The following is a 16,878-nucleotide window of genomic DNA, read 5'->3' on the forward strand; positions in this document are numbered from 1 at the left end:
GATCAACTGTTTACCGCGTGCGGCAGCCGACTGCCGGGGTCCAGGGGGATCACATACGGTGAGGGTGCTTCCTCGACCCCAGGTGCGGCCAGTACGGCCCGCCGATTCCCGCGGGCAGCCATCGGCACGACGCGAAGACGGTGACCCCCGTTGTGGTCGTCCTTGCCCGGGGTCACCGCGCGGATGCCGACCACGGCGTCCGCGGCACCGGCTACGGCGCTGAGCCGGTCTCCCGTGTGGAGATCGGAGGCCACGACACATGACGCCGCCCATAACCCGCGACCGACCGGAAAGTGACCATGCATTACGTCACAGCTACGTCGCCGCTCCATCCATGTCTTTGATGCCCCCGGAAACAGGGCAGGGGCGCTGTCCGCCGTCGGACACAGGAACGTGTCGCGAATGGCTGGTACGGAAGGAGCCGCTGCCTCGGCCTTGGCAGGAGCTCTGCTACTCCGCCGTTCGCGTAGCCCGGCCGGCGCATCACGGGCGTAGCCATCCGCTCAAGGGATCACCTCACCACCCGCTCGGACCTTCACGGCCCTGGCGAATCCACCGACTCCGGCGGAGTTGGCCCCGGTGGATCCTCTGCTGGTGGCGCCCGCCCTGACATGTCCGGCGCCGGACTCCACGACGTGTCCGGCGGCGCAAATGGCCCTGCGTGGTTGTGCATCAGCAGCAGCATCACAGCGAAGCCGATGGCCACCACGATCAAGGCGAAGCCTACGGGGTTCCGCGGGTTGTACTCGTAGCGGTTCGTCCCCCACTCGCACCGCTTGAAGACGGGCTCATTGTCGTCGAAGCGCACGGCTACGACCGTATTGCGAGCGCTCGAAGCACCCGAACCATCAGCGCTGTCCGAGGGACTTCCGAGGGACTTTCCGACGCCTGACGCGGCAAATCACCGAAAGATCAGAAAGGGCCTCCGACGCAGGTCGGAGGCCCTCTCCCAGGCAAAGCCGCAGGTGGCGGCAGACGAGTCGGGCTGTACGCCGGGTTCTGTTCCGAGGGTCCTCGCGGAGTCCTCGGCGACGGCCATCCATCTAGGACCGGTGTTGCCACCGGCCTCGTGCGGTCTACCCGCGGACTCGGGCGGGCAGCCCTCGTGCGTCCGCGCAGGGCGCTTTTCACGGCGCCCCTTTTGACCTTGCTCCGGGTGGGGTTTACCTAGCTGCCCAGGTCACCCTGGGCACTGGTGGTCTCTTACACCACCGTTTCACCCTTACCAGGGGCCGAAGCCCCGGGCGGTTTGCTTTCTGTGGCACTGTCCCGCGGGTCACCCCGGGTGGCCGTTAGCCACCACCCTGCCCTGTGGAGCCCGGACGTTCCTCGGGAAGCCCCCTAGGGGGACTCCACGCGGCCGTCCGCCCGGCTCGTCTGCCGTGTCGACCATGGTACCGGGCGCCTGGAGCGGCGAGGACCGGCGGCCGCCGTCGCCAGGACCGAGCCCGCCAGGATCAGGGCGAATGCCGCCAGGACCGTGGGAGTCAGCCGCTCGTTCAGGAAGAGCGCGCCCGCCGCCACCGCCACCGCCGGGTTGACGTACGTGATCACCGTCGCCCGTGTCGGACCCGCCTCCTTGATCAGCTCCAGGAACGCCACGAAGGCCACCGCCGTGCAGAGCACGCCCAGGCCGGTCAGGGCCGCCAAGGCGGAGGGCGAGGGGAGGGAGGAGGGGTGGGCCAGAGCGGCCAGCGGAGCGTAGACCAGCGCCGCCAGGGTCAGGCACGCCGCCGTCAGGTGCAGGGACGGGACATCCTTGAGGCGGCGGGCGGCGATGACCGGGGCCGTCGCATAGCCCAGCACCGTCACGAACACCTCGGCCAGGGAGCGGGCGTCACCGCCGGTCAGGTGGGGGAGGGTCAGGACCGTCACACCACCCAGGCCGAGCGCGAGGCCGGTCAGACGGCGGGCTCCGAGGTGTTCCGTGTCGCCGAGGAGGCGGGCGACGATCACTCCCACGATCGGTACGCCCGCGATCAGCAGACCCGCCGTCGAGCTGGACAGGTGTCGTTCGGCGTCGGTCAGCGTCATCCAGGGGATCAGGATCTCCAGGCATGCGAAGGCCAGCATGGGGCGCCAGTGGGTGCGTATCGTCCGGGGCAGTCCGCCCTGGCGCAGAGCGAAGGGGAGCAGCAGGATCGCGCCCAGCGCGCAGCGTGTGAACACGACCACCGGCGGGGACACCTCGTCCACCGCCACTTTGATCATCAGATAGGGGACGCCCCAGATCACTCCCATGAGGGAGAACAGGAACCAGCCGCGTGCAGTCATGCGGTGAGTTTCGGCCAAGACCTCACCGGGAGTCTTGAACGCTGTTGCGGTACGCCGCCGGCGTCACGCCCAGCACCCGGCGGAACCAGCGGGTCAGGTGCGCCTGGTCGGCGAAGCCCACCAGCGTCGCCACCTCCGCCGGGCGCAGGCCCGCCTCCAGCAGTCCCCGCGCCCTGCTCACCCGGTACTGGGCGAGCCAGGCGTACGGGGGTATGCCCATGGTCGTACGGAAGGCCCGTAGGAGCTGGTAGCGGGACAGGCCCAGGTCGGCGGCGAGGCCGGCCAGCGGGGGCGGTGCCGTGAGGTCGTCGGCCAGGCGGTCGCGGACCAGCCGGGCGATCGCGCCGGCGCCGGGGATCACGTCGGACCCGGGGCGGGCCGTGGAGTGGCGGCGGGCCAGGGCCGTCAGCAGCCAGGGGAGGCGGGATTCGGCTTCGAGGGGGTCGGGGCAGGCGCTGAGTTCCGTGTGGGTGAGACGCAGGGCGGCGGCCAGCTCGGGGTCGTCGAGGAGGGGCTCACGGAAGTGCGGCAGGCCGCCGAGGGTGCCGTCGGCCAGCAGCGACGGCTCGGCGTACAGGGCGCGGTAGGCGTAGCCGTCGGTGGCGTTGCCGGGGCCGCCGGTGTGCATCTCGCCGGGGTCGAGGACGACGATGGTGCCGGGGCCGGTGCGGATGTGGCCGCCCCGGTAGTCGATGACCTCGCTGCCGCCGACGCAGACGCCGATCGTGTACTCGTCGTGGGCGTGCGGGGCGTAGGTGTGCCGGCGGAAGTTCGCCGTCAGGAGGTCCAGCGGGGGGCCTTCGTGGCCCAGCCGGGCGCGCGTCCACAGCGCCTTTTCCGCCATCCGCCCCCACCCCTTCCGGTTCCCGCTGTGGATGCAACGTCTCCAGGCCCCGCTTCCATGCCGCTTCCAGGTCGGCGTCGCCGGGAAAGTCGCCGGAAAGGTCACCGGGGAAGTCGCCGGGGAAGTCGCCGTGGATCTTCAGGATGACCGTGCCGTGGGCGAAGCCCAGACCGCGCGGGCCGGATCGGCATCCCCGGCGCACCGGCGCATCAGCGGCATCGCCGCCCGGTCGTCCGGGCCTTCGGGCCGCTCGGCGTGCCGGAGGGGCTGTCCGGTGGCGAGGAGCGTCAGCCGTCGAGGCCCGTTCGCTCCAGCGCCGCGAAGACCGCCTCCACGCGCAGCCGGTGCTCGTGCGCCACCTCGTCCACCGGGGTGCCCGCCATCAGCCGGCGTACGGAGGCGACGAAGACCGTGCGACAGGCCGCTACGACCAGTGCCGCCAGGAGGTGCGGGTCCGGCGCGGCGGTCCCGGTGAGGGCCGCGGCCAGCGCGCGCTCCACCTCCTCGGCGCCCTCGCGGGCGCGGGCGCGCAGGGCCGGTGAGTCGACGACGACCCGCCAGAAGGGGGCGAAGGTGTCCCCCACTCCGCCCAACGGGTGCCGCTCGTCCAGCAGTTGAAGGGCGAGGCGGCGCACGGCGGCGAGCGGAGACTCGCCGGCGGCCCGGTCGCGCACCGCTGCGGCGAGCAGTTCGGCGGCCTGCGGGATGCGGTCGAGGAACAGATCCTCCTTGCGCGGGAAGTAGTTGAAGACCGTCATCGCGGAGACGTCTGCCTGCCGCGCGACCTCGGCGACCGTCACCGCGTCGAAGCCGCGCTCGATGAACAGGCCCGTCGCGATGTCCGAGATCCGCTGCCGCGTGGCCAGTCTCTTGCGCTCCCTCAGCGAAGGTTCCTCATTCATGGAAAAACTATAGCCACTCAAAATTTTTAGTGACTACAGTCAGAGTTGTGACGACGACGATCGATTACGACGTGGTGGTGGCGGGCGCCGGTCCCGCAGGCCTCTTCCTCGGCTGCGAGCTGGCGCTCGGCGGAGCGCGGGTGCTGGTCGTGGAGCGGCTGACCGAGGTGGACGAGACGATCAAGGCGGGCTCGGTCAACATCCCGAGCGCCGTCGCCCTGTACCGGCGCGGACTGCTGCCCGAGCTGGCGGCGGTGTGGGAGGCGGCGCTGGAACGGATACGCGCTTTCCGGGGTGAGGACGTCGAGTCCAGGCTCCCGCCCAAGTTCGCCGGGCACTTCGCCGGGATCACGATGACCGTGGACCTGTTCGACGGCTCCGACCCGGCCTGGGCCGAGGCCGGCCCCGCCGCCGACAGCGGACTCGGCGTGCCGCAGGCCGCGCTGGAGCGGATCCTGGCCCGGCGGGCCGAGCAGCTCGGGGTGGAGGTGCGCCGGGGTGTGGAGCTGACCGGCTTCGACGCGGACGCGGACGGGGTCGCCGTACACACCGGCGGAGGAACGATTCGCGCCGGCTGGCTCGTCGGCTGCGACGGCGGCCGTAGCACCGTCCGCAAGCTCGCCGGGTTCGAATTCCCCGGCACGGACCCGGAGATCACGAGTTATCAGGCGATCGTGGAGCTGACCGGCGGCGAGCGGCTGGGCGCGGGCTGGAACACCACCGACACGGGGACGTACGTCAACGGTCCGTTCCCCGGGCGGATCCTCAGCGTGGAGTTCGACGGGCCCCCCGCCGACCTCCCCCACGCTCGGCTTCGCTCGCGCGGGGGGACCCCCATGGCGCCCATCACCGCCGAGGAACTGCAGGCCAGCCTCCGCCGGGTGTCGGGCGTGCCCGAGGTCACCATCACCAAGGTGCTCAGCGCCACCCGGTTCACCGACAACGCCCGCCAGGCCACGGACTATCGCAAGGGCCGGGTGCTGCTCGCGGGCGACGCGGCGCATGTGCACTCGCCGTTCGGCGGGCAGGGGCTCAACCTCGGTCTCGGGGACGCGATGAACCTGGGATGGAAGCTGGCCGCCGTCGTACGCGGCACGGCACCGGTGTCCCTGCTCGACACGTACACCGCCGAGCGGCATCCGATCGGTGCCTGGGTGCTCGACTGGACCCGGGCCCAGATCGCGGTGATGCGCCCGGACCGGCACGCCCGCGCCCTGCGCCGGGTGGTGACCGATCTGGCGCTGACCACGACCGGGACGACGTACCTCGTCACCAAGATCTCCGGCATCTGGCAGCGCTACGACCTGCCCGGCGACCACCCGCTGACCGGCGCGAGCGCCCCCGACCTGGCGCTGTCCGACGGTTCCCGGCTCGGCGACCGTCTGCACTCCGGCCGCGCCCTGCTGCTCGACCTCGCCGACGACCCCGAGCTGCGCCCCCGCGCCGAGGGGTACGGCGACCGGCTGGACGTCCGTACCCTCGCCTGCCCGGACCGGCCCGGCCTCAGGGCGCTGTTCGCGCGGCCGGACGGGTTCGTGGCCTGGGCGGCCGACACGGAGGACACGGACACCAAGGGGTTGCCGGAGGCCCTGGAACGCTGGCTCGGCGCGGCCGGGGCGACCGCTTGACCCTGCCGCGACGTCAACGTCTGTACTGGACCCATGCGGATCGGAGAACTCGCCGCCGCCGTCGGCGTCACGACGCGCACCGTGCGGCACTACCACCACCTGGGCCTGCTGCCCGAACCGGAGCGCCGCGCCAACGGCTACCGGCACTACACCCTCCGGCACGCCGTCGCCCTCGCCCGGATACGGCGGCTGACCGAGCTGGGGCTGGGGCTCGCCGAGGTGCGGGACATGCTCGCGGACGACGCGGGGAAGGACCTGGTCGAGGTGCTCGCCGAACTGGACGAGGACCTGGCCCGGCAGGAGGCGGAGATCCGGGAGCGGCGGCAGCGGCTGCGCGGGCTGCTGGCCGCCGGGGAGCTGCCCGCCGACGGCCCGCTGTCACCCGAACTGGCGGACCTGCTCGGCTCGTTGCCCGGCAGCGACTCCCCCATGGCGGCCAAGGACCGCGAGATCCTCGCGCTGATCGACACCGGCGCCGCCCCCGAGGACCGGGAGCGGCTGCTGGCAGCGCTGCGTGGGGCCCTGGGCGACCCGGACGTCCTGGCCCGGACCCGGGAGGCGTACGCCCTGCTCGATGTGCTGGAGAACGCCGAGCCGGACGACCCTCGTGTGGAGCGGGCCGCGCGGACGCTGGCCGGCTGCATCCCCCGGGGGCTGCCGCCCGCGTCGGACATCGGCCAGGACAACGCCGTCCTGCGCGCCCTCTACGCCGACTTCGCCCCCGCGCAGGCCGAGGTGATCCGTCGTGCGCTGGAGATCCTTGAGCGGGAGGGGAGTTGAGGAGCGTGCGGGTGTTGGGGCGGGTGGCGCGGCACGAGGGGCGGGTCTGTGTCAGTCTCGCGCTGTGGCTGGCCCGGCGCGCCCAAGGGACCGCCGGCGGGCGGGCGTTCGGCTATGCGCGCGGGCAGGGTGCGACGATGGTGGCGCTGGTCTTCGTGTGTGTGGTCGAGACGGTCGGCGTGTCCGTGCTGCTGCGCGACATGCCCACCGCGGACGATGTGCTGCTGGTGCTGGACGTCTACACCGTGCTGCTGGTCATCGGCCTGCACGCGGCCTGTGTGGTCCGCCCGCACGTGCTGACCGGGGACGCGCTGCGGGTGCGCTACGGCGCCCATGTGGACCTGCGGATCCCGCTGGACGCGATCAGCGCCGTACGCCGGGAGACCCGCAGCACGCACGAGCCCGCGCCGGGCGCACTCGATCTCGCCGTCGGCTCACAGACCTCGCTCACACTCGAACTCGCCGAGCCCGTCGTCCACTTGACGCTGCTGGGCCGCCGCAAGGACGTCAGCGTGGTGCGGCTGCACGCCGATGACCCCGGCGGTCTCGTCCAGGCACTCACGCGACCGTGAAAAGAACCTTCGACGTCCCCGGATCGGCCTGAGCGAGCCGGACCCGGAGCCGTTCACCGAGCGGGAGACGGTCGCCCTCGATGCGGCCGATGACGGCCGGGGAGATCAACTGCACGGTGCCGACGGTCGGCCGGTGTTCGTCGACATCCACCACACAGCCGTCGAAGACATCCCCTACCCGGTCCTTGAGCAGGGCCGCCTCCACGATGTCCACGCACTCGCGCTCGACCGTGCCGGCGACACGGGCGCCGTCGGCCATCCGCCGGGGCAGCGCGTCGAGCGCGTCGAGCACCCAGTCGGGCGGGGACTGGCCCGCGACAGCGGCGAGGCAGATCTCGGCGGCGTAGCGGTCGGCGAGGCGGCGCAGCGGGGCGGTGCAGTGGGTGTAGGGGGCGGCGACGGCGGCGTGCGTGGTGATCGCGGGCAGGACGCCGTCCCGGAAGACGGTGTAGCCGGCGCCGCGCAGCAGGGCGGTGCACTCCTGGAGGAAGGCCGCATGGTGGGTGTCGTGCGGGTCGAGGGTGCGGATCAGGGCCGCGTACGACATGTGGTGCGGCCAGTCGATGTGCAGGGCGACGGCGGTACGGCGCAGGCGGGCCACGGCGCCGTCGGGGGCGGCCGGGAGGGTGCGCAGGACGCCGGTGCCGTGGGCGATCATCAGGTCGGCTGCGGCCATGCCGGTGAGCAGGGACAGCTGGGCGTTCCAGCCCTCGGCGGGCAAGGGGGCCCGGTAGCCGAGGACGTAGGTGTGGTCCCGCTCGGTGATCTCCTGCTCGGGCACGTTCAGGGAGATGCCGCCGCGCTCGGCCTCCTGCCGTTCCCTGGCCTCGCCGATCTCCTTGAGCAGCGCGACCGGCTCCTCGGCGGTTCCGGCGTCGATCTGCCGCTGCACACGCGCGTAGTCGAGTTTGGCGCGGCTGCGGACCAGGGCGCGGCGCACGTCGACGGCGCCGGTCCGGCCGTCCGCGTCCAGGTCGATCGTCCACAGCGCGGCCGGGCGGACCTGGTCCGGCAGCAGGCTGGCCGCGCCCTCGCTGAGCACGGTGGGGTGCAGCGGGATCTTCTCGTCGGGGAAGTACAGGGTGTTCACCCGGCGGAGCGCCTCCGCGTCCAGGGCTCCGCCGGGTACGACGAAGGCGGCGACGTCGGCGATGGCGTACCGGACCCGGTAGCCGGTGCCCTGCCGGGACAGGTGCGTCGCCTGGTCGAGGTCGGTGGAGGCGGGAGGGTCGAGGGTGAAGAAGGGGATGTCGGTGGCGTCGTACGCCGGCAGGGCGGGGGCCTTCGCCGCGCGCTCGGCCGCCTCCTGGACCTCCGGCGGGAAGGCCCCCCGGACACCGAGCTCGGTGCGCAGCGCGGCGAGCGCGGACCGGAGCGGAGCCTCGGGGGCACCGGTCACGCGGATCTTGCGGCGGGGCATACAGCGAGCGTAGGGCCTGTCCGGCGGATCAGGCCGGAGGAAGCCGGCGGAATCTGATCAGAAGAGGTGAGCGGGGTCTGGTGCGTGCGGCTGAACGTGCCGGACCCCGTGTCTCCGGCAGGATCCGGCGGGCAGGCCCTGCGGTCGCGGCCGTGGCGGCGGCACGCCGTACGCTGTCGCGGAGGTCTACGTAAGGAGTACGTGTGCTGGTCCTGCTGCCGCCCTCGGAAGGCAAGGCGAACTCGGGCGAGGGTGCCCCGCTGAAGCTGGGGTCGCTGTCCCTGCCGGGGCTCACCGGCGCACGCGAGGCCGTCCTCACCGAGCTGGTCGAGCTGTGCTCCGGTGACGAGGAGAAGGCACGCGAGGTGCTCGGGCTGAGCGAGGGGCTGCGCGGCGAGGTCGCGAAGAACGCCGGCCTGCCGACGGCCGGCACCCGCCCCGCCGGGGAGATCTACACCGGTGTCCTCTACGACGCCCTCGGCCTGGCCACCCTGGACGCGGCGGCGCGGCGGCGCGCGGCCGGCTCGCTGCTGGTGTTCTCCGGGCTGTGGGGAGCGGTACGCGTGACGGACCGGATTCCCTCCTACCGCTGCTCGATGGGCGTGAAGCTGCCGGGGCTCGGCGCGCTGGCCGGGCACTGGCGGGCACCGATGGCCGAGGTGCTGCCCGAGGCGGCCGGGGACGGCCTGGTGCTGGATCTGCGTTCCTCGGCGTACGCGACGGCCTGGAAGCCGAAGGGCGAGGTCGCGGGGCGGACGGCGACCGTGCGGGTGCTGCACGCGCCGACGCGGAAGGTGGTCAGCCACTTCAACAAGGCGACGAAGGGGCGGATCGTACGGAGCCTGCTGTCGGAGGGTGCCGGGCCGAAGGACCCGGTCGAGCTGGTGGAGACGCTGCGGGACCTCGGATACGAGGTGGAGGCGGAGGCGCCGGGGAAGGCGGGCAAGGCGTGGTCGCTGGATGTGCTGGTGGAGGAGATTCACTGACCACGAGGACGCCACTGCGTTGCACTGTGCGCAACGGTCGTTGCGGGTAGTGCGGTAGCTGGGCACGATGAGGGCATGACCTCGCCGCTGCCCTCGTCCTCGCCTGCCTCGGTACTGGATCTCGTGGATCACGCGCCCGTCGTGCCCGTCGTGGTCGTCTCCGACGCCGCCGATGCCGTACCGCTGGCGCGGGCGCTGGTGGCGGGCGGGCTGCCGGCGATCGAGGTGACGCTCAGGACGCCTGCGGCGCTGGACGCGATCCGGGCGATCGCCGCCGAGGTGCCGCGGGCCGTGGTCGGCGCGGGCACGGTGATCACGCCGGAACAGGTCGGCGGGTGTGTGGCGGTGGGGGCGCGGTTCCTGGTCAGCCCCGGGTGGACGGACGCCCTGCTGGAGGCGATGCGCGGGTCCGGGGTGCCGTTCCTGCCCGGGGTGTCGACCACGTCGGAGGTCGTGGCGCTGCTGGAGCGCGGGCTGCGGGAGATGAAGTTCTTCCCGGCGCAGGCGGCGGGCGGTACGGCGTATCTGCGGTCGCTGGCCGGGCCGTTGCCGCAGGCTCGTTTCTGCCCCACGGGCGGGATCGTTCCGGCGAACGCGCCGGAGTATCTTTCGCTGCCCAACGTCGGCTGTGTGGGCGGCAGTTGGATGGTCCCGGCGGGCGCGGTGGCCGCCGGGGACTGGGCGCGGATCGAGGAGCTGGCGCGGGGCGCCGCGCGGCTCGGCGGGGCCCCGGAGAACGTCTGAAGAGCCGGGGCGCCGGGGTTCAGGGACGCAGGTGGGACGTGTCGTTGAAGAGCCGGACGCTCGCGTTGCCGTCCGCGTAGTACGCCACCGCCGACAGGGAGGCCGCCGAGAGTTCCATGCGGAACAGGGACTCGGGTGGGGCGCCCAGGGCGAGGCGGACGAAGGTCTTGATCGGGGTGACGTGCGTGACCAGCAGCACCGTGCGGCCCGCGTGGGCGGCGACCAGCTTGTCACGGGTGGCGGCGATCCGGGTGGCCGTCTCTGCGAAGCTCTCGCCGCCACCGGTGGGGTGGGCCTCCGGGTCGGCCAGCCAGGCGTTCAGGTCCTCGGGGTGACGGTCGCGGACCTCGCCGAAGGTGAGGCCCTCCCAGGCGCCGAAGTCCGTCTCGCGCAGGCCGTCTTCGATCGTCACGTCGAGACCGAGGCGGGTGGCGACGACGGCGGCGGTTTCGCGGGTCCGGGTGAGAGGGGAGGCGAGGATCGCCTGGATGGTGCCGCGCCTGGCGAGCGCCTCCGCGACTCGGTGGGCCTGGTCGCGGCCGGCGGTGGAGAGGGAGGGGTCGGTGCCGCCGCTGCCGGAGAAGCGCTTCTGGGGAGTGAGCGGGGTTTCGCCGTGGCGGAGGAGGACGAAGGTGGCGGGTGCGCCGAGGTCGGGGGCGGAGCTCCAGCCCGGCGTCGCACGCCGCTCCTCCTCGGGGGTGGCAGGGCGCCGCTCGCCTTGGGGTGCCGCTTTCTGTGGGACGGGCGCCGCCCCAGCGGCACGACCGCCCGCTGCCACGGCCGATTCGGACGGCGACCACTGCTCGCCCTTCGTGCCCGCGTCCATCGCCTCGTTCGCCAAGCGGTCAGCGTGTTTGTTCTGTTCGCGGGGGATCCACTCGTATGTGACCTGGTCGGGCGGGAAGACCGACCTCGACTCCGTCGCCAGGGGCTTCATGTCGGGGTGTTTGATCTTCCAGCGGCCCGACATCTGCTCGATGACCAGCTTGGAGTCCATGCGGACGTGGACCATGGCGGCCGGGTCCAGGGCGTGGGCGGCGCGCAGGCCCGCCAGCAGACCCCGGTACTCGGCCACGTTGTTGGTGGCGACGCCGATGTACTCGGCCAGCTCGGTCAGCGTCTCCCCCGTCGCCGCGTCGCTGACCACCGCGCCGTAGCCGGCCGGCCCGGGGTTGCCCCGCGAGCCGCCGTCCGCCTCGACGATGAACTCCCGCACCCCACAAGCCCCTTGTCTACAGACCCGACTCGGACGTACGCACCAGGATGCGGCGGCAGTTCTCGCAGCGGACCACGGTGTCCGGGGCCGCCGAGCGGATCTCGTTCAGCTCGGTGATGGCCAGCTCCTGCCGGCAGCCCTGGCAGGTGCGGGCGTACAGCTTGGCCGCGCCGATGCCGCCCTGCTGCTCGCGCAGCTTGTCGTAGAGCTTGAGCAGGTCGGCGGGGACCGAGGCGGCCACGACCTCGCGCTCCTTCGTCACCGTCGCCGCCTCACCGTCGATCTCCTCGAAGGCCGAGTTCCGGCGGGCGTTCGCTTCGTCGATCTTCGACTGGACCGAGGCGACCCGCTCGGTCAGTTCGTTGACCCGCTCCTGCACGGCCTCGCGGCGCTCCATGACCTCCAGGACGACGTCCTCCAGGTCGCCCTGGCGCTTGGCGAGGGAGGCGATCTCGTGCTGGAGGTTGGCCAGGTCCTTCGGCGAGGTGACCGCGCCGGAGTCCAGACGCTGCTGGTCGCGGCCGGCGCGCTGGCGCACCTGGTCCACGTCCTGCTCGGCCTTGGTCTGCTCGCGGGCGGTGTCGCTCTCCTCGGTCTGCGCGGCCACGAGCAGGTCCCGCAGCTGCGTGAGGTCCTTGTTCAGCGAGTCGACCTCGGCGTGCTCCGGCAGTGACTTCCGCTTGTGCGCGAGCTGCTGCAGGCGGACGTCGAGGGCCTGGACGTCGAGGAGTCGGATCTGGTCGGCGGGCGCGGCGTTCAGTTGGGGGCTCCTGCATGTGTCGTACTGGACGCCGCGTGGGCGGTCCAGGGGTCGGTGACCGTCTTGGAGACATGGACCCTGAGGTCCCAGCCGTGGCGGTCGGAGATCTCGTCGAGCTGGGCTGCGGCCAGCTCGCACCAGGGCCACTCGGTGGCCCAGTGCGCCGCGTCGAGCAGCGCGAGGGGGCTGTGGGCGACCGCCTCACTGGCCGGGTGGTGGCGCAGGTCGGCGGTGAGGAAGGCGTCGACACCGGCTGCCCGGACCTGGTCGAAGAGGCTGTCGCCGGAGCCGCCGCTGACCGCGACCGTGTGGACGACGGCCTCGGGGTCGCCGGCCACCCGGATGCCCTGGGCGGTGGCGGGCAGCCGCTCGGCGGCGCGCGCGGCCAGCTCGCGGACGGTCACCGGGTGGTCCAGCTCGCACACCCTGCCCAGGCCCCGGCGGCCCGCCGGGTCGGTGGGGTCCGGGACCAGGGGGCGTACGACCCTGAGGTCGAGCGCGCCCGCGAGGGCGTCGGAGACACCCGGGTCCGCGGTGTCCGCGTTGGTGTGGGCGACGTGCAGGGCGATGTCGTTCTTGATCAGGGTGTGCACGACACGGCCCTTGAAGTGGGTCGCCGCGACCGTGGTCGTGCCCCGCAGATAGAGCGGGTGGTGGGTGACCAGCAGGTCGGCGCCGAGCTTCACCGCCTCGTCGACGATGTCCTGCACGGGGTCGACGGCGAACAGGACCCGGGTGACCGCCTGGTCGGGGTCGCCCACGACCGTGCCGACCGCGTCCCAGGACTCGGCCCGCTCGGCGGGCCACAGGTCCTCCAGCGCGGCGATGACTTCAGACAGACGGGGCACGAGGGAAAGGCTACCTGGCTGGTCCGTGCGGCCGTACCGCATCCGGCCTCCCCCGGTCCCGCTCAGCACAAAGGTCCCGGTCTCCTCAGGTGAATCGCTTCTGCGCCACCCGTATGTGTGAAGCCGCCGTCGGCCGATCCCACGCCTGTGCGTGCGAAAACTAGCTTCGTCGCCGGAGGTGACCGAACGATGACGGCCTGTGCGATCGAACCCCCCTCCACCGGCGAGGACGACGGCGCGCCGGGGACGGGGTGCGCCATCACGGCAGACGGGGCCTACGCCGCCCGGCTGGTGCCGGCCGGTGACCGCTGGTTCCCGGAGCGCTGGACGCTGGACGGCCCGGAGCCGTACGCGGTGCCGCTGCCCGGCAACCAGCCGGAGGAGCCCGGTACCGAGGTGCAGCCGCTGTCCGACGGCCGGGTGCTGATCCACCGGCGGGTGGAGCGGCGGCACCTCTTCGCCCTGCTGTACCCGACCGGGCCCGGCACCGGCGAGCTGCCGCTGGGCACGGTGGAGTGCCCCGAGCCCGGCACCCGGCTCACGCTGCTGCCGCCCGCGCCGGGTGGCTCACGGGCCTATGCCCTCGCCGTCGGGCCGCGCTCCAGTGCGGTCTGGCTGGTGGCGGGCGGGCCGTTCGGGCCGGAGCGGCTCGCGGAGGTGCCGGGGCGCTGTTCGGGCGGGGTCTGGCTGGATCGCGCGGGGCGGATGCTGGCACTGGACCGGGAGCCGGCCGGCGGGCCGGTCAAGACGGTCGTGGTGGACCTGGAGCGCGCGGAGGTCTCGCCGTTGCTGCAGATCGCGGCCGGGAGCGCCGACCGGCTGCTGCTCGCAGACCCCGACAGCGGACTGCTGCTCATCTCCTCCGACGCGCCTTCGCCGGGGCAGGAACGATTGGGCTGGGGCGTGCTCGGCAGCACCCTGCCGGTGCGCTTCCCGGAGAGTCTGCGGGTGCCGGACTGCGCGGTGACGCCGTTCGCGATCCAGCCCGAGCAGGTGCTGACGCCGGAGAACTGCGCGGTGGCGCTGCGCGTCGAGGGGCCGTTCGGCAGCTGGGTGGGCATCTGGCGGCCGGCCGGCAGGCAGGTGAACTACCTTCCGGCGCCCGAGGGGTGGCTGGCCGGAGCCGGGCTGTGGACACGGGACGGGGTGCTGCGGCTGCCGTACGCCACGCAGGAGACTCCCTGCGGCGTGACGGAGCTGACGGTGCCCTCGGAGACGGGGGGGCCGGGGGCCGCGGAGAACAGGACCGCCGCGGCTCCGGGGGAAATCGGGGGGTCGGGGGGACCGGGGGAGGCGGGTCTGGAGGGTCCGGTCCGGGACGGCACGGCTGCCGGGGCGCCCGAGGCATCGTGGCAGCCGACGGAACCGGACCCTCCGGGTCCCGGGGAGCCCGTGGAGGGGACGGCCCCGGAGCATGGGGGCCTGGAAGCCCCGGATAGGGTGGAGCGGGGGACTCCGGATGGGCTGGAACCGGAGGCTCCGGAGCCGGTCGTGGCGCGTCCGGTGCCGTTGCAGCAGGCGCCTCTGGGACGTCTTGTAACGAACTAGTGCCGGTTGGCGTGTGCGCCTGGATTCGGCCGGTGGTGCGCCGGTTACACTCGCCCGGCTGTACGAAAGATCATGTGACGGGGTGAATACGTCCGATGAGCGACACCAGCACGACGGAGCAGCTGTCTGCCGACTCTTCCGAGGCTGCCGGCCACGGCCGGCACAGGGGGCCTATCGCGGCTCAGGAGAGTGAGACATCTGCGCACGGCCGGCACCGCAAGCCCGCGGCGGAGACCGCGGAGGCGGCCGCCTGACGGTCGTGACGGAAGAGGGGGCGTCCCGCGCGGGCGCCCCCTCTTCCCTTTTCCTCAGCCGCGTTTGAGCCCCAGCACCTCCGCCGCCGCGAAGGTCTCCCCCGGCGGCAGGCCCGCGTAGTGCGGGGTGAGCAGCGCGTCGAGTTCGTCGTATGTGAACGTCTCCTGCTTGCTGTCGAACTTGGCCTGCACCCGCGGCCGTTCCACGATCGCGACCATGCCGCCGTGTACGACGAGCAGCTGGCCGTTGATCCGGGCGGCGGCCGGTGCGGCCAGATAGCCGACGAGCGGGGCGACATGCTCGGGGGCCAGCGGGTCCAGGCCCTCGTCCGGCAGCTGGAAGCCGGCGAACACGTCCTCGGTCATCCGGGTCCGGGCGCGCGGGCAGATCGCGTTGGCCGTGACGCCGTACTTGGCGAGGGCGAGGGCCGTGGAGGTGGTCAGCCCGACGATGCCGCCTTTCGCGGCAGCGTAGTTGGGCTGGCCCGCGGAACCGGCGAGGAACGCCTCCGAGGAGGTGTTCACGATCCGCCCGTAGACCTTCTCCCCGCCGGCCGCCTTGGACCGCTCCCGCCAGTGTGCGGCGGCGAAGTGGGTGGTGTTGAAGTGGCCCTTGAGGTGGACGCGAATCACCGAGTCCCACTCGTCCTCGGTCATCGAGAAGACCATGCGGTCACGCAGGATGCCCGCGTTGTTGACGAGGATGTCCAGCTTGCCGAACTCGGCGATCGCCAACTGCACCAGTTCGCGGGCCTGTTGGAAGTCGGCGACGTCTCCGGTGTGGGCGACGGCTCGGCCGCCCTGGGCGCGTATCCCGGCGGCGACCTCCTCGGCGGGTGCCGCCGAGGCCTCGCCGGAGCCGTCCCGGCCAGGCTGCCCGTAGTCGTTGACGACGACGGCCGCGCCGAGCCGGGCGAGTTCCAGGGCCTCGGCCCGGCCGAGCCCGCGTCCGGCACCGGTGACGACGGCGGACAGCCCTTCAAGTGGCAGTGACATCGGCGAGACCTCAGATCTCGATGCACGTACGCAGGGCGGTCCCGGTACGCATCTGGTCCAGTGCCTCGTTGATCTCGGCCAGTTGGACCCGGTGGGTGATCAGGCCCCCCAGGTCGATGCGACCGGCCCGCCACAGGGCGATCGCGCGCTCGTAGGAGCGCAGCACATCGCCGCCGCCGTACATGGACGGCAGGATGCGCTTCTCGTCGAAGAACAGCTCGAACATGTTGAGCTGCAGGAAGTCGTCCATGGCGCCGGCGCCGACCACGACGAGGGTGCCGCCGCGCCGGGTGTTCTCGTAGGCGGTGCGGGCGGTGGCCGACCTGCCGACGACCTCGAAGACGTAGTCGAATCCCTCGCCGCCGGTGACCTGCTGCTTGGCCTCGGCCAGCTCGTCCGGTGACACCGCCTTCGTGGCACCGAACCTGAGGGCGGACTCGCGCCGGGAGGCGACCGGGTCCACGGCGACGATCTCGGCGGCGCCCTTGAGCCGCGCCCCCTGCACCGCCGAGATGCCGACGCCTCCGCAGCCGATGACGGCGACGGACGAACCGGCCTGCACATCAGCGGTGTTCAGGGCGGCGCCGAGTCCGGTGGTGACCCCGCAGCCGATCAGCGCGGCTATGTCGAAGGGCACGTCCTGCGGGATGGGCACCGCGCAGCCCGCGTCGACCACGACCTCCTCGGCGAAGGTGCCGGTGCCGGCGAAGCCGAAGACGTCACCGCCGGGGCGCCTGAAGTTCGGGGTGCCGGCGTTCATGAACCCGGCCAGGCACAGCTGGGTCTGGCCGCGTTTGCAGGCCGGACACGCGCCGCAGGCGGGCAGCCAGCAGAGGACGACCCGGTCACCCGGCTTCAACCCCCCTACGCCGTCGCCGACTTCGAGGATCTCCCCCGCGCCTTCATGCCCGGGCACGAACGGGGCGGGCTGCGGCAGCACGCCGCTCATCGCGGACAGGTCCGAGTGGCACAGCCCGGTGGCCCGCACCCGGACCCTGACCTTGCCGGGCCCGAAGCCCACCGCCTCGACGTCGTCGAGGACCTCCAGCTTTTCCTGGCCGATCTCGTGCAGTACGGCTGCGCGCATGGTGCGGCTCCCCTCAACT

Annotated in this window: 15 protein-coding genes, 1 other RNA gene and 1 pseudogene; 6 read left to right on the plus strand and 11 right to left on the minus strand. The window is 72.7% G+C overall.

Going from position 1 to position 16,878, the window contains the following annotated elements; genetic code table 11:
- Nucleotides 1–535: 535 nt before the first annotated feature.
- From AV521_RS17735 to AV521_RS17760, 5 genes and pseudogenes are all read right to left on the minus strand, one after another.
- Nucleotides 536–808, minus strand: a complete 273-nt coding sequence (locus AV521_RS17735; RefSeq protein ID WP_076089432.1) for a hypothetical protein — start codon at nt 806–808, stop codon at nt 536–538.
- A gap of 164 nt (nt 809–972) precedes the next feature.
- Nucleotides 973–1,376, minus strand: an RNA gene (gene rnpB, locus AV521_RS17740) — RNase P RNA component class A.
- A gap of 118 nt (nt 1,377–1,494) precedes the next feature.
- A pseudogene (locus AV521_RS52700) lies at nt 1,495–2,274 on the minus strand (DMT family transporter); the annotation flags it as partial.
- Nucleotides 2,275–2,296: 22 nt separating this feature from the next.
- Nucleotides 2,297–3,118 (minus strand): AraC family transcriptional regulator, encoded by an 822-nt coding sequence (locus tag AV521_RS17755; protein WP_076089433.1) that lies wholly within the window; start codon nt 3,116–3,118, stop codon nt 2,297–2,299.
- 287 nt (nt 3,119–3,405) lie between these two features.
- The gene (locus AV521_RS17760) at nt 3,406–4,020 is read right to left on the minus strand and encodes a TetR/AcrR family transcriptional regulator (protein WP_076089434.1); all 615 of its coding nucleotides are present in this window, start codon (nt 4,018–4,020) and stop codon (nt 3,406–3,408) included.
- Nucleotides 4,021–4,067: 47 nt separating this feature from the next.
- On the opposite strand from AV521_RS17760, the gene AV521_RS17765 reads away from it, so the two are divergent.
- Genes AV521_RS17765 through AV521_RS17775 form a run of 3 tightly spaced genes read left to right on the plus strand, consistent with a single transcriptional unit; the run spans nt 4,068 to nt 7,000 of the window.
- The gene (locus AV521_RS17765; protein WP_256725583.1) at nt 4,068–5,648 is read left to right on the plus strand and encodes an FAD-dependent monooxygenase; all 1,581 of its coding nucleotides are present in this window, start codon (nt 4,068–4,070) and stop codon (nt 5,646–5,648) included.
- A 33-nt stretch (nt 5,649–5,681) separates the two neighbouring features.
- Nucleotides 5,682–6,428: a MerR family transcriptional regulator gene (locus AV521_RS17770; protein ID WP_076089435.1), complete on the plus strand. Its 747-nt coding sequence runs from the start codon at nt 5,682–5,684 to the stop codon at nt 6,426–6,428.
- 5 nt (nt 6,429–6,433) lie between these two features.
- The gene (locus AV521_RS17775; protein WP_076089436.1) at nt 6,434–7,000 is read left to right on the plus strand and encodes a hypothetical protein; all 567 of its coding nucleotides are present in this window, start codon (nt 6,434–6,436) and stop codon (nt 6,998–7,000) included.
- Here the strand turns inward: AV521_RS17775 and AV521_RS17780 are convergent.
- On the minus strand, nt 6,987–8,420 hold the full coding sequence (locus AV521_RS17780; protein ID WP_076089437.1) for an RNB domain-containing ribonuclease: 1,434 nt from the start codon (nt 8,418–8,420) through the stop codon (nt 6,987–6,989). The two genes, AV521_RS17775 and AV521_RS17780, sit on opposite strands and share 14 nt — an antisense overlap.
- Before the next feature lie 203 nt (nt 8,421–8,623).
- Here AV521_RS17780 and yaaA point away from each other — a divergent pair, with 203 nt between their 5' ends.
- Nucleotides 8,624–9,406 (plus strand): peroxide stress protein YaaA, encoded by a 783-nt coding sequence (gene yaaA, locus AV521_RS17785; RefSeq protein WP_076089438.1) that lies wholly within the window; start codon nt 8,624–8,626, stop codon nt 9,404–9,406.
- A gap of 75 nt (nt 9,407–9,481) precedes the next feature.
- Entirely contained in the window at nt 9,482–10,150 is a 669-nt protein-coding gene (gene eda / locus AV521_RS17790; RefSeq protein WP_076089439.1) for a bifunctional 4-hydroxy-2-oxoglutarate aldolase/2-dehydro-3-deoxy-phosphogluconate aldolase, read from the plus strand.
- Nucleotides 10,151–10,169: 19 nt separating this feature from the next.
- Here eda and AV521_RS17795 read toward each other — a convergent pair whose 3' ends face one another.
- Genes AV521_RS17795 through AV521_RS17805 form a run of 3 tightly spaced genes read right to left on the minus strand, consistent with a single transcriptional unit; the run spans nt 10,170 to nt 12,974 of the window.
- On the minus strand, nt 10,170–11,366 hold the full coding sequence (locus AV521_RS17795; protein WP_076089440.1) for a bifunctional RNase H/acid phosphatase: 1,197 nt from the start codon (nt 11,364–11,366) through the stop codon (nt 10,170–10,172).
- Between the two features lie 16 nt (nt 11,367–11,382).
- The gene (locus tag AV521_RS17800; protein ID WP_076089586.1) at nt 11,383–12,126 is read right to left on the minus strand and encodes a zinc ribbon domain-containing protein; all 744 of its coding nucleotides are present in this window, start codon (nt 12,124–12,126) and stop codon (nt 11,383–11,385) included.
- Nucleotides 12,123–12,974, minus strand: coding sequence for a Nif3-like dinuclear metal center hexameric protein (locus tag AV521_RS17805; RefSeq protein ID WP_076089585.1), 852 nt, complete (start codon nt 12,972–12,974; stop codon nt 12,123–12,125). The genes AV521_RS17800 and AV521_RS17805 overlap by 4 nt, the downstream gene beginning before the upstream one ends.
- A 189-nt stretch (nt 12,975–13,163) precedes the next feature.
- On the opposite strand from AV521_RS17805, the gene AV521_RS17810 reads away from it, so the two are divergent.
- Complete coding sequence (locus AV521_RS17810) at nt 13,164–14,522, plus strand: hypothetical protein (protein WP_076089441.1); 1,359 nt, start codon at nt 13,164–13,166, stop codon at nt 14,520–14,522.
- Nucleotides 14,523–14,830: 308 nt separating this feature from the next.
- On the opposite strand, the gene AV521_RS17815 is transcribed toward AV521_RS17810, so the two are convergent.
- Together AV521_RS17815 and AV521_RS17820 are read right to left on the minus strand one after the other, a co-directional pair.
- A complete protein-coding gene (locus AV521_RS17815) occupies nt 14,831–15,772 on the minus strand; it encodes a 3-oxoacyl-ACP reductase (protein WP_076089442.1) in 942 nt (313 codons plus the stop codon).
- 10 nt (nt 15,773–15,782) lie between these two features.
- Nucleotides 15,783–16,859 carry a Zn-dependent alcohol dehydrogenase gene (locus AV521_RS17820; RefSeq protein WP_076089443.1) on the minus strand — a complete coding sequence of 359 codons (1,077 nt, stop codon included), beginning with the start codon at nt 16,857–16,859 and terminating at the stop codon, nt 15,783–15,785.
- Nucleotides 16,860–16,878 lie beyond the last annotated feature (19 nt).

This window comes from Streptomyces sp. IMTB 2501, from assembly GCF_001953885.1.
Taxonomy (GTDB): Bacteria; Actinomycetota; Actinomycetes; order Streptomycetales; family Streptomycetaceae; genus Streptomyces.

What these genes read in the sequence shown, in the direction of transcription:
- AV521_RS17810 (WP_076089441.1), top strand. Translation starts at nt 13,164, where the DNA reads ATGACGGCCTGTGCGATCGAACCCCCCTCCACCGGCGAGGACGACGGC.
- AV521_RS17820 (WP_076089443.1), bottom strand. Translation starts at nt 16,859, where the DNA reads ATGCGCGCAGCCGTACTGCACGAGATCGGCCAGGAAAAGCTGGAGGTC.
- AV521_RS17760 (WP_076089434.1), bottom strand. Translation starts at nt 4,020, where the DNA reads ATGAATGAGGAACCTTCGCTGAGGGAGCGCAAGAGACTGGCCACGCGG.
- AV521_RS17755 (WP_076089433.1), bottom strand. Translation starts at nt 3,118, where the DNA reads ATGGCGGAAAAGGCGCTGTGGACGCGCGCCCGGCTGGGCCACGAAGGC.
- AV521_RS17770 (WP_076089435.1), top strand. Translation starts at nt 5,682, where the DNA reads ATGCGGATCGGAGAACTCGCCGCCGCCGTCGGCGTCACGACGCGCACC.
- AV521_RS17780 (WP_076089437.1), bottom strand. Translation starts at nt 8,420, where the DNA reads ATGCCCCGCCGCAAGATCCGCGTGACCGGTGCCCCCGAGGCTCCGCTC.
- AV521_RS17815 (WP_076089442.1), bottom strand. Translation starts at nt 15,772, where the DNA reads ATGTCACTGCCACTTGAAGGGCTGTCCGCCGTCGTCACCGGTGCCGGA.
- eda (WP_076089439.1), top strand. Translation starts at nt 9,482, where the DNA reads ATGACCTCGCCGCTGCCCTCGTCCTCGCCTGCCTCGGTACTGGATCTC.